Source organism: Embleya sp. NPDC001921, from assembly GCF_053594475.1.
Window position 1 is genome coordinate 142,220 of the sequence record NZ_JBSFEO010000015.1, and the last position, 13,587, is coordinate 155,806.

Sequence of the window (13,587 nt, forward strand, 5' to 3'; positions counted from 1 at the left end):
GCCCGTCACTCCGCGCACCCGGCGCGGCTGGGTCGGTCGTCGGCGAGCCAGGCCGTCTGGATCAGGGCCACGCCGCGTCGGCGGGAGATGAACTGCCCACGTCCCGGTGGTAGTCGGGCCGGCCTGACGTTGGCCATCAAGGCGCCCTCGTCGTGGTTGCCGGACAGGATCAGGCCGGAGGTGCCCAGGTCGAGGAGCTTTTGCAGGACCGGCTCGTACAGTGCGCGGCCCGCGCCGCCGGTGCTGCGGGCGATGATCAGGTGCAGGCCGACGTCGCGGGCCAGCGGCAGGAACTCGGCGATGGCGCCCACCGGGTTGCCACCGGAGGAGGCGACCAGGTCGTAGTCGTCGATCAGCAGGAACAACTCGGGGCCGCTCCACCAGCTCCGGTCGCGCAACTGCTCCTGGGTCACCTCCGGCCCGGGCAGCCGGCGATCGATGCCGCCGCGGATCTCGTTCATGAACGAGGTCAGCGCCGGCGCCGCCGCGGCGTACTCCAGCAGGTGCGACTGTGGGACCGCGTCCAAGAGCGTGCGCCGGTAGTCGGAGACGATGATCCGGGCCTCGGTCGGCGTGTACCGCTCGGAGATGCCGCGCGCGAGCAGTCGCAGGAAGTTGGTCTTGCCGGACTCGCTCTCGCCGAACAGCACGAAGTTCGTGTCGACGCCGAAGTCCAGGTAGACCGGGTCGAGCGTCTGCTCGTCCACGCCGATCGGGATCCCCCGACCGGGCACCCGCGCGGGCGTCGGCAACTGCTCGTAGGGCAGCAGCATCGGCAACACCCGCACCGGGGGAGCGGGCGGCCCCGCCCACGCGGCCTTGACCGCGCCGACCATCGCGGCCGTCCCCTCGCTCAGGTCCTCGGCCGTCGAGGACCCGTCGATCCGGGGCAGCGCGGCCAGGAAGTGCAGCTTGTCCGGGGACAGACCACGGCCGGGCGCGCCCGTGGGCACGTTCGCCGCGAGCCGGCGGTCGACCTCGGACTCCATCGTCTCGCCGAGCCGCAACTCCAGCCGGGTCTGGATCTGGTCCTTGAGCGCGGGCCGAATCTCCGGATGCCGCGACGCGGTGAGCACGACGTGCACGCCGTAGCCCAGGCCGCGCATGGCGATGTCGGTGATCTCGGCCTCCAGCGCGTCGAAGTCGTTCCTGAGGGTCGACCAGCCGTCCACGACCAAGAAGACGTCGCCCCACGCCTCGTCCGGCAGCGTTCCGGCGGCGCGGCGTCGGCGGAACGTGTCGATCGAGTCGATATCGGCGGCCCGGAACATCTCCTCGCGCCGGTTCAGGACGCCCTTGACCTCGCCGACGATCCGGCGCACCCGCTCGGCGTCGAGCCGGCCCGCGACCCCGCCCAGGTGCGGCAGATCGCTCAGCGCGACCATGCCACCACCGCCGAAGTCCAGGACGTAGAACTGGACTTCGACCGGGGTGTGGGTCAGCGCGAAGGCGGCGATCATGGTGCGCAGCAGGGTGCTCTTGCCGCTGCGCGGGCCACCGACGACCAGCGCGTGGCCGGCCGCGCCGGACAGGTCCGCGTACATCACGTCGCGGCGCTGCTCGAACGGCTTGTCCACCAGGCCCAGCGGCACCACGAGAGGGCCGCGCCGGTCGGGTGCGCACAGCCCGCGTTCCGACGTGGCACGCAACGGCGGCAACAGCCGGTCGACCGAGTTCGACTCGGCCAGTGGCGGCAGCCACACCCGGTGCGCGGGCGGACCCTGGTCGACCATCCGACGCACGATCACATCCAGCACGGTGTCCGCGGGCGCACTGTCGACGTCCGGCTGCGGCTCGGGCTCCGGGGGCAGGTCCCGGTGCCCATTCCACATGTTCGCGGCCGTCCACCGACTGCCGAACAGCACCGGCATCGGCACGCCCGACCGGTTGTGCCGGACCCGGCCGCAGGCCCGAGGGGCCCCGGACACGTACGCGGCCTTGAACTGCACCATCGACTCGGTGTCGAACTTGAGGTAGCCCGCGCCCGGCACGGACGGCAGGTGGTACGCGTCCGGCACGCCGATCGCCGCGCGCGATTCGGCGGCGGAGAAGGTGCGCAGGCCGATGCGGTAGGACAGATGGGTGTCCAGGCCGCGCAACCGGCCCTCCTCCAGGCGCTGCGACGCGAGCAGCAGATGCACGCCCAGCGAGCGGCCGATCCGGCCGATCCGCAGAAACATGTCGATGAAGTCCGGCTTCGCGGTCAGCAGTTCGCTGAACTCGTCGATGACGATCATCAACGAGGGCAGCGGCTCCAGGGCCGCACCGGCCACCCGGGCCCGTTCGTAGTCGTGCAGATTGGCGTGGTTGCCCGCCGAACGCAGCAACTCCTGCCGCCGGTTCAGCTCGCCCGTGATCGCGTCGTGCATGCGGTCGACCAGGGTCAGGTCGTCGGACAGGTTGGTGATCACCGCCGCGACGTGCGGCATGTCCGACATCCCGGAGAAGGTCGCGCCACCCTTGAAGTCGGCGAGGACGAAGTTGAGGATCTCCGAGCTGTGCGTGGTGGCCAGGCCCAGCACCAGGGTGCGCAGTAGCTCCGACTTGCCGGAACCGGTCGCGCCGACGCACAGGCCGTGCGGCCCCATGCCCCCCATCGCCGCTTCCTTGAGGTCCAGCATGACCGGCTCGCCGTTCCGCCCGACCCCGATCGGCACCCGCAGCCGGTCGTTCGGCGGCCTCGGCCGCCAGGTCCGCGCCACGTCCATCCGCGCGGCGTCGCCGATGCCCATCAGGTCGGTGAAGTCCAGGTCGGCCGGCAGCGGCTCGTCGTCGTCGGCCGACAGCCGCAGCGGCGCGAGCCTTCGGGCGAGCGCCTCCGCGTCCGCCGCCGACAGGAAGTCGGGCACCCCCACGTACGCGCCGGCCGCCGACTCCAGTGTCAGCCGGTCCTCCTCGGCGATGACCGCCAGTCCGCCGCGCGGTTCGGCCGGCGGACCGGGGGCCACCTCGACGATGGTCACGCCCTGGAGACCGTCCGCCCCCGCCAACACCGAGTCGGCGGGCACGCCGCCGCCGTCCAGGACCACCAGCAGGTGCGGCCGGTCCGGTACGGGCCGCGCGTCGGCCGCGAACCGCGGGCGCCCGGCCAGATCCTCGGCCAGCCACTCCTCGATCTCGCCGAGGTCGCCCGCGATCATCCGGACCGAGCCCGCGCCGTCGGTCAGCGACGGGTGCTGCGTGTGCGGCAGCCACTTCAGCCAGTCCCAGCGCGGCAGCGAGTTCGCGTCGGTCGCCACCACGACGCGCACGTCGTCCGGCGCGTGCAACACCGCGAGTTGGCCCAGCATCGCCCGGGTCAGCCCGTACACCCGCTCCGGGTCGCCGGAGACGGTCAGGTGCGGGAAGGAGCGCAGCGAGACCGCCATCGGCAGGTCGTCCAGCGTCGCCCGGGCGCGCAGGAAGCGGCCCAGGGCGTCCGCGCACAGCGGCTCCAACTCGGCCGGTGGCGCCGTGCTCGGCGCCACCAGCGGCGTGGCCAACCGCTGTCGGCCGATCCCGACCCGGACCTGACCGAAGTCCGCGTCACCGGCCCGCCGTTCCCAGATCCGCCGTTCGCCCGCGGCCACCGACCACAACTGCGCCGGGTCCGGGTGCGTCCACAACTGCGCGTCGCGCTGCCGGCGGGCCGTCCGGCGGACCTCCGTGCGCCGCTGCGCGAGGTACGCGAGGTAGTCGCGTCGGGCGTCGAGCATCCGCGCCCGGTCGCCGTCGCGCGACTTGAGGATGTTGGCGACCACCATGACCAGCGACGAGATCATCATCAGGCCGCCCATGACCATCATCGTCCTGGGCGCGCCCGGCATGAAGAAGAAGCCCGCGGACCCCAGCATGCCCATCATCGGGAGCACGCTCATGATCCAGTTCCGGTCGGTCGGGCGCTCCGGTTCGGGCGGTGCCTGGAGTCGGATCTCCTCCGCCGGCACGGGCAAGGGAAACACCCTGGGCGGGCGTCTGACGATGACCACGGTCACGGTGCGTCGGCCTCATCCCTCGCGAGGATTCCCGGACACGGATCGAGCCCGCCGGGGGACACCGAAAAGGAGCAGGTGGGGTGGGTCGCCCCACCCGTCGGAGCGTCGTCTCCGCCCACCCGGCGAGGCGGTCGAGCCGTTCGTGCGTGCGCCGCATCCTATCGGCAGCATCGACGCTCGGTGGCGAGTCGTAACGCGGCGTATATAGAGTGCCTCGTCATCCCGGACCGCGGGGCCGCGGGACACGGGCCGGCGCACGGGCGGCGACCGGCACGGGCGGCGACCGCAGGGGCAAGACCGGCACGGGCAGCGACAACCGGGGGCAGCGACAAGGAGGGGGTCCGCACAGGTGAACTCCACGACCACGACGGTCACCACCGGGTTCGCCCGGATCACCGTCATCACGCCGGATCGCCGCGTGGATCTCGCACTGCCGGAGGAGGTCCCGCTCGCCGACCTGTACCCGGAGATCCTCCGACTGTCCGGGCAGACCCAGCGCAACGGCGCGGTGACCGGCTTCCGGCTCACCCGGCTCGACGGCGCGCCCCTGGACAGCGCGCTCACCCTGGCCGGTCAGCACGTCCGCGACGGCGAACTGCTGCGCTTCACCGCGCTCGCGGACGTGCCCCCGCCGCCGGTTTACGACGACGTGGCCGACTGTGTCGCGACCTCCGTCGCCGGCGACCACCGGCTGTGGACGCCGGCGATGTTGCGGATCGCCGGCCTCGCCGGCGCGGCCGTCTTCTTCACCCTCGGCGCGATCGTGCTGTGGCGGATGGCCCCCCTGCCGCACGGCCTGCCCGCCGTCGTCGCCGGCTCGACGGCCCTGGTGCTGACCGTGGTCGCCGGGGTGCGGTCCCGGGTGTACGGGGACCACGTGGGCGGCGCGGTGCTGGGTCTGGGCGCGCTGCCGAACGCGTTCCTGGCCGGACTGGGCGCGATCGACCCGCCGGGACACGAGGGCCCGGGCCGGGTGCAGTTCCTGGCCGCCTGTGTCGCGGTCCTGCCGGTCGCCACCCTGATCGCCGCGCTGCTGCCCGAACGCGGCGCGGTGTACATCGCGGGGGCGGGCGCCGGCGCGCTCGGCACAGTGGCGACCTTCGGCCTGATCACCTTCGACAGCGGCCCGCGCGAGGCGGCCGCCGTCGCCGGCACCGTCGGCGTCGCGACGATCGCGTTCCTGCCCTCCTGGGCCGCGCGGCTCGCCCGCCTGCCGATCGGCTTCCTGCCCGCGGACGCGCCCGCCGCCCGCCGGAGCGACGTCCTCGACCACGCCGACGTCGCCGCCCGCGCCCGCGACGGCCACCGCACGCTCAGCGGCCTCACCGGCGCGTGCGCCGCCGCGATCGTCGCCTCCTGCGTCGTACTGGCCGACGCGGACACGGTGTGGACCCGGGTCCTGACCGCCGTCCTCGCCCTGATCACCCTGTGCCGAGCCCGCCTGTTCCGGCACACCACGCAGGTCACCGTGCTGTACACGGCCGGCCTGCTCGGCCTGGTCACGCTCTTCGTCGGCCTGACCCCGGACACCCGAGTCCTGGACGCGGAGCGCCAGGGCTGGATCTTCGCACTCGTGTGCGCGGTCGGCGCGCTGCTGGCGATCATCGCCGGCACCGTGCCCTCGCGCGGCCTGTCACCCTTGTGGGGACGGCTGCTGGACGTGCTCGAAGCCCTGCTGATGGTCTCCGTCGTCCCGCTGTGTCTGGCCGTTCTGGATCTGTACGACAAGCTGCGGAACATCACGGCGTGAAGTGCTCCTGCTAGGGTTGTCCATACCCCGGAGCCGCGTGCCCGGGATGCGCGCTGCCCACGGGCCGCGCGCCCGCACCATGTGAGCCCAGTTGCCTCCGTGAGTCAGACCGGAAGCGCTCACCACCTTGCAGAGGGAGAACACGTGTCGCTCGACACCGCAACGAAGAAGCAGATCATGGCCGACTACGCCACCAAGGAAGGCGACACCGGCTCCCCCGAGGTGCAGGTCGCGATCCTGAGCTACCGCATCAACGAGCTCACCGCCCACCTCAAGGAGCACAAGCACGACCACCACAGCCGCCGGGGCCTGCTGCTCCTGGTCGGCCAGCGTCGTCGCCTGCTCGGCTACCTGGCCAAGAAGGACATCGAGCGCTACCGCACGCTGACGGACCGCCTGAGCATCCGCCGCAGCGGCGTCGGCATCCGCTAGCAACGCACGACGGGGGAGCGGCTTTCGCAAGCCGCTCCTTCGCCGTATCCGGACCCGGCTTTTTGTAGGCTGTGTCCCGCACGCGCAACAAAGACGAATACGACAGAGAACTGGGAGCGCCGCGTCGCGACCAAGGCGCCGACCTACAGCGCCGGTCCTCGGTAGTGGCCCCCGGGTAACGCACCCGGGTGCTTCGATCGAAGACCGGCTCGGCCGGCCCTCAGGCGTCATGCGCCGCGGACCTCCCTCGAAACGAACGAGGAGGGCACCCGTGGAGGGTCCCGACATCAGCTTCGCCGAAGCCGTCATCGAAAACGGTACGTTCGGCAACCGCACCATCCGCTTCGAGACCGGCCGGCTCGCCCGGCAGGCGGCGGGTTCCGCCGTGGTCTACCTGGACGACGACACCATGGTGCTCTCGGCCACGACCGCCTCGAAGCGCCCGAAGGACCAGCTCGACTTCTTCCCCCTGACGGTGGACGTCGAGGAGCGCATGTACGCCGCGGGCAAGATCCCCGGCTCGTTCTTCCGTCGTGAGGGCCGCCCGTCCGAGGACGCCGTCCTCACCTGTCGCCTGATCGACCGTCCGCTGCGCCCGTCCTTCAAGAAGGGCCTGCGCAACGAGATCCAGATCGTCGAGACGATCATGGCGCTCAACCCGGACCACCTGTACGACGTCGTGGCGATCAACGCCGCCTCGATGTCCACCCAGCTCGCGGGTCTGCCCTTCTCCGGCCCGATCGGCGGCGTCCGGGTGGCGCTCATCGACGGCACCTGGGTCGGCTTCCCCACGCACACCGAGCTCGAGCGCGCCGTGTTCGACATGGTCGTCGCCGGCCGCGTGCTCGAGGACGGGGACGTGGCGATCATGATGGTCGAGGCCGAGGCCACGACCGGCACGATCGAGCTGGTCAAGGGCGGCGCGGACGCCCCGACCGAGGAGGTCGTGGCGGACGGCCTCGAGGCCGCCAAGAAGTTCATCAAGGCGCTGTGCGCCGCGCAGGTCCAGGTCGCCGAGAAGGCCGCCAAGGAGACCGGCGAGTTCCCGGTCTTCCTGGACTACCAGGACGACGTCTTCGAGGCGCTCGCCGCCGCGGTCACCGACGAGCTGTCGGCCGCGCTGACCATCGCCGGCAAGCAGGCGCGCGAGACCGAGCTCGACCGGGTCAAGGACCTCGCCGCCGAGAAGCTGCTCCCGGCGTTCGAGGGTCGCGAGAAGGAGATCGGCGGCGCCTTCCGCTCGCTCACCAAGAAGCTCGTGCGTCAGCGCGTGCTGCGCGACAAGGTGCGCATCGACGGTCGCGGTCTGACCGACATCCGCACCCTGTCGGCCGAGGTCGAGGTCATCCCGCGGGTGCACGGCTCGGCCCTGTTCGAGCGCGGCGAGACCCAGATCCTGGGCATCACCACGCTGAACATGCTGCGCATGGAGCAGATGCTCGACACGCTCTCGCCCGAGACGCGCAAGCGCTACATGCACAACTACAACTTCCCGCCGTACTCGGTCGGCGAGACCGGCCGGGTGGGCTCGCCCAAGCGCCGCGAGATCGGCCACGGCGCGCTCGCCGAGCGCGCCATTCTCCCGGTCCTGCCGGCCCGCGAGGACTTCCCGTACGCGATCCGTCAGGTGTCCGAGGCGCTCGGCTCCAACGGCTCCACCTCGATGGGCTCGGTCTGCGCGTCCACGATGTCGCTGCTCAACGCCGGTGTGCCGCTCCGGGCGCCGGTCGCGGGCATCGCGATGGGTCTGATCTCGGACGAGGTCGACGGCAAGACCGAGTACGTGTGCCTGACCGACATCCTCGGTGCCGAGGACGCGTACGGCGACATGGACTTCAAGGTCGCCGGCACCAAGGAGTTCGTCACCGCGCTCCAGCTCGACACCAAGCTCGACGGCATTCCGGCGTCGGTGCTCGCCGGTGCGCTCAAGCAGGCCAAGGACGCCCGCCTGCACATCCTCGACGTGATGATGGAAGCCATCGACACGCCGGACGAGATGTCGCAGTTCGCGCCGCGCATCATCACCGTCAAGATCCCGGTGGACAAGATCGGCGAGGTCATCGGCCCGAAGGGCAAGATGATCAACCAGATCCAGGACGACACCGGTGCCGAGATCACCATCGAGGACGATGGCACGATCTACATCGGTGCCTCGGACGGCACCTCGGCCGAGGCCGCGCGGGCGACGATCAACGCGATCGCCAACCCGACGATGCCCGAGGTCGGCGAGCGGTACCTGGGTACGGTTGTCAAGACCACCACGTTCGGCGCGTTCGTGTCGCTGATGCCCGGCAAGGACGGTCTGCTGCACATCTCGCAGCTCCGCAAGATCGCCGGCGGCAAGCGGGTCGAGAACGTCGACGACGTGATCAAGGTCGGCGACAAGGTGCAGGTCGAGATCGCCGAGATCGACCAGCGCGGCAAGCTGTCGCTCGTCCCGGTCATCGAGGGCGAAGACAACGCCGAGGCCTCCGAGGACGCTGCCGCCAAGTGACGTCCTCCTCGTCGAAGAACCAGGCCGCTGCGTCCGCGCAGCGGCCTGGTTCCACGAAGACCCTGCTGCGTGACGCGGACGGCACCGGTGCCGTCCGCCGCACGGTCCTGCCCGGCGGCCTTCGGGTGATCACCGAGAACATGCCGTCGGTACGCTCCGCGACGTTCGGCATCTGGGTCGGGGTCGGCTCGCGGGACGAGACCCCGGCCCTGGCCGGCACCTCGCACTACCTCGAGCACCTGCTGTTCAAGGGCACCGAGAAGCGCGACGCGCTGGAGATCTCGGCCGAGCTGGACGCGGTCGGTGGTGAGATGAACGCGTTCACCACCAAGGAGTACACGTGCTACTACGCACGCGTGCTCGACACCGACCTCCCGCTCGCGATCGACGTGATCTGCGACATGGTGACCGGCTCGCTGATCGACGCCGAGGACGTGGACGCCGAACGCGGCGTGATCCTCGAGGAGATCGCGATGAACGAGGACGAGCCCGGCGACCTCGTGCACGAGCTCTTCTACGACGCGATGCTCGGCGACGCCCCGCTCGGTCGTCCGGTGCTGGGCACGGTCGAGTCGATCAACGCGCTCACCCGAACCCAGATCAGCGGCTACTACAAGCGTCGCTACAAGGCGCCGAACATGGTGGTGACCGCGGCCGGCAACATCGACCACGCCAAGGTGGTCCGCCTGGTCAAGAAGGCGTTCGCGCACGTGCGCGTGGACGAGGCGGCGGTGCCCGCCGCGCCGCGCGTCGGTGGCCGCGGCGCGCGTTCGACCGGCAGCGTACGGCTGCTGAACCGGCCGACCGAGCAGGCCCATCTGGTGCTGGGCATGCCCGGGCTGGCCCGGGACGACGACCGGCGGTTCGCGCTCAGCGTGCTCAACACCGCGCTCGGCGGCGGGATGAGCTCGCGGCTGTTCCAGGAGATCCGGGAGAAGCGCGGGCTGGCCTACTCGGTCTACTCCTTCCACTCCGGCTACGCCGACCTGGGCGTGTTCGGCATCTACGCCGGCTGCCAGCCCAAGAAGGCCCGCCAGGTGATCGAGATCTGCCGGACCGAACTGGACCGGGTGGTCCGCGAGGGCCTGCCGCAGGACGAGATCGATCGGGCGATCGGGCAACTGCGCGGCTCGACCGTGCTGGGCCTGGAGGACACCGGCTCGCGGATGAGCCGGATCGGCAAGAGCGAACTCGTCTACGGCGAACACCTCTCCGTCGACGAGGTGCTCGCCCGGATCGCGGCGGTCACCGCCGCCGAGATCCACGACGTGGCGGGGCAACTGTTCGCCGCGCGGCCCACGCTGGCCGTGGTCGGACCGTTCGCCGACGACGCGGACTTCGTCGCCGCGTCGGCCTGATCGAAGTGCGATCGCGAGCGATCGAAGTCCGATCGAACGCCGATCGAACCCTGATCGATGCGAAATTCCGCTGACTGGAGAGTGCGCGACATCATGACTGCAATCCGGGTGGGTGTGATCGGTGCGGCCGGCCGCATGGGTTCCGAGGCGTGCCGGGCGATCGAGGCCGCGGCCGACCTCGAACTGGTGGCGCGTGTCGACGAGGGCGACGACCTCGCCGACCTCGCCGAGGCGGGCGCGCGGGTCGCGGTGGACTTCACCCACCCGGGTGTGGTCATGGGCAACCTCGAATACTGCGCGGGCGCCGGCATCCACGCCGTCGTGGGCACCAGCGGGTTCACCCCGGACCGGCTGGGGCAACTGCGCGAGTGGCTCGCGAAGAGCCCGGAGACCGGCATCCTGATCGCGCCCAACTTCGGCATCGGCGCGGTGTTGATGATGCAGTTCGCGGCCAAGGCGGCCCGGTTCTACGAGTCCGCCGAGATCGTCGAACTGCACCACCCGAACAAGCTGGACGCGCCCAGCGGCACCGCCCGCCGGACCGCCGAGCTGATCGCCGAGGCACGCGGGAAGGCGGGCCTCGGGCAGATGCCCGACGCGACGGTGGACGACCCGGACGGCGCGCGCGGCGGCAAGGTGGACGGCGTCCCGGTGCACGCGGTCCGGCTGCGCGGCCTGGTCGCGCACCAGGAGGTCCTGCTCGGCGACGAGGGCGAGATGCTGACCATCCGGCACGACTCGTTCCAGCGCACGTCCTTCATGCCGGGCGTGCTGCTCGGGGTGCGTCGCGTGGTCTCCGCGCCCGGCCTGACCGTGGGCCTGGAACACTTCCTCGACCTGGACTGACCATCGTGAAGCAACGTGTCACCGCGCTCGTGCTGATCGCGGTTCTGGTGTTCTACGTGTTCCTCGTCGGGAGCCGCGGCCTGATCGCGATTCGCGACGGGGAGCCGGTCACCATCGTGCTCGGCCTGGCGATCCTGCTCGTGCCGGTCGTCGGCGCCTGGTACATCTGGCGCGAGCTGCGCTTCGGCTTCGCGATGCAGCGGCTCGCCCGCGAACTCGAGGCCGAGGGCGCGCTGCCGCCGGACGAGCTGAGCCGCACTCCGGGCGGCCGGGTCGACCGGGACAGCGCGGACGAGGTGTTCGAGCGGCGCAAGGCCGAGGCCGAGGCCGCGCCCGAGGACTGGCGGGTCTGGTACCGGCTGGCCGTCGCGTACGGCGACGCGCGCGACAACGCGCGCGGGCGCCGGGCGATGCTCACCGCGATCCGACTGCACGCGGGCAAACCCCGCGTCGGCTCCGCCTGACCGACCCGACACCGCGCCCGGCCCGCGTCGGCTCGGCTAACCGGCCCGGGCCGGCCGGCCGGTCGGCGGCTCCAACGCGGCCAGCACCTGCGCCGACACCGGTGCGGCCAGGATGCCGACCACCGCGTCCACCAGGTCCGCCACGAAGGCCGCCGGCGGCAGCACGTCCTGCGCCTGCCCCTCGTGCACGCGCTGCTCGCGATCGGCCGTCGCGTGCACGGCCAGACTGCCGCCCAGCCGCAGCCGATTGCGCCGGACCGCGACCGGCAGGTGTCCCAGCGCGAGGTCGATCAGCCGCCCGAACTCCGGCGAACTGCCCTCCAGGCCCATCGCCGGCAGCGCGTACGTGGTCGCGCCCACGTGCTGGTGCACCCGGGCCAGGAAGCGCAGGTAGAAGCTGCCGCCGACATCGATCTGTTCGGCCAGCGGGCGCACCATCGCCTCGGCCAACGCCCTCGGTTCCCGGTCGAGCCCGGCCCGGACGAGTTCCCGGACCAGGTCCTCGCGGCGCGCGTTGACGGTGGTGAGCCGAAATCCGAAGATCGCCCGGATCAGCTCCTCCTTGTCGCCGAAGTGGTATTGCGCGGCGGAATTGTTGCGCTGACTCGCCGCGACACTGATCTGTCGCAGCGAGACCGCGTCGATTCCGTGCACGGCGAAGAGCCGCTCGGCGGTGAGCAGAAGGCGCTCGCGGGTCGGAGATCGGCTCACGGCGCCCACGTTAAGACGGCTGACTTACCTTGTTCAATGGCACATCGGTGTGGTGTTCGCCGTGCCGCTCGGCCGTTTCGCCCACCGATTCCCGATCACCGCGGATCGGTCACCGCCGTGTGCAATCGCACCTGTCGGATCACCGAACCGCCCGGCTCGTCCACCCACAGTTCGCGCGTCGCGCCGTCGGGCGCCCAACCGGTGCCGACCAGAAAGTCGTACAGCGGCTTGTCGCTCTCCAGAACCCAGGTCACCAACGTTTCCACGCCGTCCGTCGCCGCGTCCGCGACAACGGCCGTCAGCAGCCGGGACGCGTGGCCCTCGCGCTGCCGCGGCGGGTCGATCACCAGGATCGCCAACTCGCCCGCCCGCGCCGGGTCGAGATCCTCGTCCGAGCCGGGCACCAGGGCCGCGAAGCCGGCCACGGTCGAGCCCGCGCAGGCGACCAGCAGGTGGTGCCGGGGCGACGGTGGCGCGACCGCCGCGTCCTCCCACTCGGCGGCCAGCGCGTCGGGTGTCGCGGCCTCCAGCGCGGCCGCCGGCAACACACCGGTGTAGGCGTCGTGCCAGGCCCGGGCATGCGCGGCACCCAGCTCGGCACCGTCGCCGGCGTGGGCCGGGCGTACGTACGGATCGGTCATGTGGCGCCCCCATCGTCGAGTTCGGCCGATTCTCGCGCGCGCGGGCGGCCCGTGTCCGGCGCTCGCCGAACGCGCACACGCGTGGGCGACACGCGCCGAAGGCGCTGCCGCCCTCGTGCGCGGCGTGCGACGCTGTCCGCCAAGGACTGGTGGGCGCGGCAGCGAAGGATGGTCATGGGGGTCCGGATCCGACGAATCGCCCCGGCATGCGCGGTGGTCGCGCTGCTCGCGAGCGGCTGCATGGTGGGTCCGACGATCGACGACGAGAAGCCGAAAGCGGCCCCCGCGGGCGCCACCGGCAACCCGCCGGACCTGCCGGACAAGAACCCGACGGGCGGTTCGACGCCGGGCGCGCCGCCGCCCACCGGCGGTGCCGCCCCGCCGGCCCAGGTCCCGCAGAAGCAGGGCTCGCACACCTACTCGAACGGTCTGACGGTGGCCACGCTGCCGCTCGTGGTGACCCGCACCGCGAGCGTGCCGAACGAGAAGCGCGAGACGGTCGACGTCTCGGTCCCGATCCGCTACGCCAACCGGACCGGCTCGAACCTGCTCGCCGACCTGTTCGCGGTGACGCTGTACGCCGGGCCCGACGCGCTGCCGTGCGCGGCGGCGAAGGTCGGGCCGGCCCGCGGCGGTCCGGAGCAGGCGGCGCGCAACGCCGACACGGTGATCACCTACAACTTCGCGGTGCCCCGGGAGTACGTCGGCAAGCTGCTGATCCAGGTGCAGCCGTTCATGTCCCGCCTGGACAAGGTGTCCTTCGAGACCTCGGTGGGGTTGCCCGCGGGTGCTCCCACCAGGCCCGCGGAGGGTCCGTCGACGCAGCCGACCACCGTCGTGGTGCCCCGGTCCACGCCGACGGCCGGCGGCTCGGCCACGGCGTCCGGCGATGTCGGCGGGCGTGGTTAGGCTTGGGC

Annotated in this window: 10 protein-coding genes; 7 read left to right on the forward strand and 3 right to left on the reverse strand. The window is 71.7% G+C overall.

The features are described 5' to 3' along the window. Positions 1-5: 5 nt before the first annotated feature. Entirely contained in the window at positions 6-3,974 is a 3,969-nt protein-coding gene (gene eccCa / locus ACWCPW_RS19550; RefSeq protein ID WP_449762823.1) for a type VII secretion protein EccCa, read from the reverse strand. Between the two features lie 349 nt (positions 3,975-4,323). Between eccCa and eccD the strand changes: the two genes are divergently transcribed. The 6 genes from eccD to ACWCPW_RS19580 all read left to right on the forward strand — a co-directional run bounded on the left by eccD (position 4,324) and on the right by ACWCPW_RS19580 (position 11,318). Next, entirely contained in the window at positions 4,324-5,724 is a 1,401-nt protein-coding gene (eccD, locus tag ACWCPW_RS19555; RefSeq protein ID WP_449762824.1) for a type VII secretion integral membrane protein EccD, read from the forward strand. 144 nt (positions 5,725-5,868) lie between these two features. Further along, the gene (gene rpsO / locus ACWCPW_RS19560) at positions 5,869-6,156 is read left to right on the forward strand and encodes a 30S ribosomal protein S15 (RefSeq protein WP_020553079.1); all 288 of its coding nucleotides are present in this window, start codon (positions 5,869-5,871) and stop codon (positions 6,154-6,156) included. A gap of 271 nt (positions 6,157-6,427) precedes the next feature. Further along, a complete protein-coding gene (locus ACWCPW_RS19565) occupies positions 6,428-8,650 on the forward strand; it encodes a polyribonucleotide nucleotidyltransferase (RefSeq protein WP_449762825.1) in 2,223 nt (740 codons plus the stop codon). After that, positions 8,647-10,008, forward strand: a complete 1,362-nt coding sequence (locus ACWCPW_RS19570; protein ID WP_449762826.1) for a M16 family metallopeptidase — start codon at positions 8,647-8,649, stop codon at positions 10,006-10,008. The genes ACWCPW_RS19565 and ACWCPW_RS19570 overlap by 4 nt, the downstream gene beginning before the upstream one ends. Before the next feature lie 93 nt (positions 10,009-10,101). Further along, positions 10,102-10,854, forward strand: a complete 753-nt coding sequence (dapB, locus tag ACWCPW_RS19575) for a 4-hydroxy-tetrahydrodipicolinate reductase (protein WP_449762827.1) — start codon at positions 10,102-10,104, stop codon at positions 10,852-10,854. A 5-nt stretch (positions 10,855-10,859) separates the two neighbouring features. Then, the gene (locus ACWCPW_RS19580; protein ID WP_449762828.1) at positions 10,860-11,318 is read left to right on the forward strand and encodes a hypothetical protein; all 459 of its coding nucleotides are present in this window, start codon (positions 10,860-10,862) and stop codon (positions 11,316-11,318) included. 36 nt (positions 11,319-11,354) lie between these two features. Here the strand turns inward: ACWCPW_RS19580 and ACWCPW_RS19585 are convergent, their stop codons facing one another. Both ACWCPW_RS19585 and ACWCPW_RS19590 read right to left on the reverse strand, forming a co-directional pair. Continuing rightward, positions 11,355-12,029, reverse strand: coding sequence for a TetR/AcrR family transcriptional regulator (locus ACWCPW_RS19585; RefSeq protein WP_449762829.1), 675 nt, complete (start codon positions 12,027-12,029; stop codon positions 11,355-11,357). 95 nt (positions 12,030-12,124) lie between these two features. Then, the gene (locus ACWCPW_RS19590) at positions 12,125-12,670 is read right to left on the reverse strand and encodes an N-acetyltransferase family protein (protein ID WP_449762830.1); all 546 of its coding nucleotides are present in this window, start codon (positions 12,668-12,670) and stop codon (positions 12,125-12,127) included. 174 nt (positions 12,671-12,844) lie between these two features. Here ACWCPW_RS19590 and ACWCPW_RS19595 point away from each other — a divergent pair, with 174 nt between their 5' ends. Next, positions 12,845-13,579 (forward strand): hypothetical protein, encoded by a 735-nt coding sequence (locus ACWCPW_RS19595; protein WP_449762831.1) that lies wholly within the window; start codon positions 12,845-12,847, stop codon positions 13,577-13,579. Positions 13,580-13,587 lie beyond the last annotated feature (8 nt).

Excerpts from the sequence above, each read along its gene's own strand:
- dapB (WP_449762827.1), top strand. The coding sequence starts at position 10,102 with ATGACTGCAATCCGGGTGGGTGTGATCGGTGCGGCCGGCCGCATGGGT.
- ACWCPW_RS19590 (WP_449762830.1), bottom strand. The coding sequence starts at position 12,670 with ATGACCGATCCGTACGTACGCCCGGCCCACGCCGGCGACGGTGCCGAG.
- ACWCPW_RS19595 (WP_449762831.1), top strand. The coding sequence starts at position 12,845 with ATGGGGGTCCGGATCCGACGAATCGCCCCGGCATGCGCGGTGGTCGCG.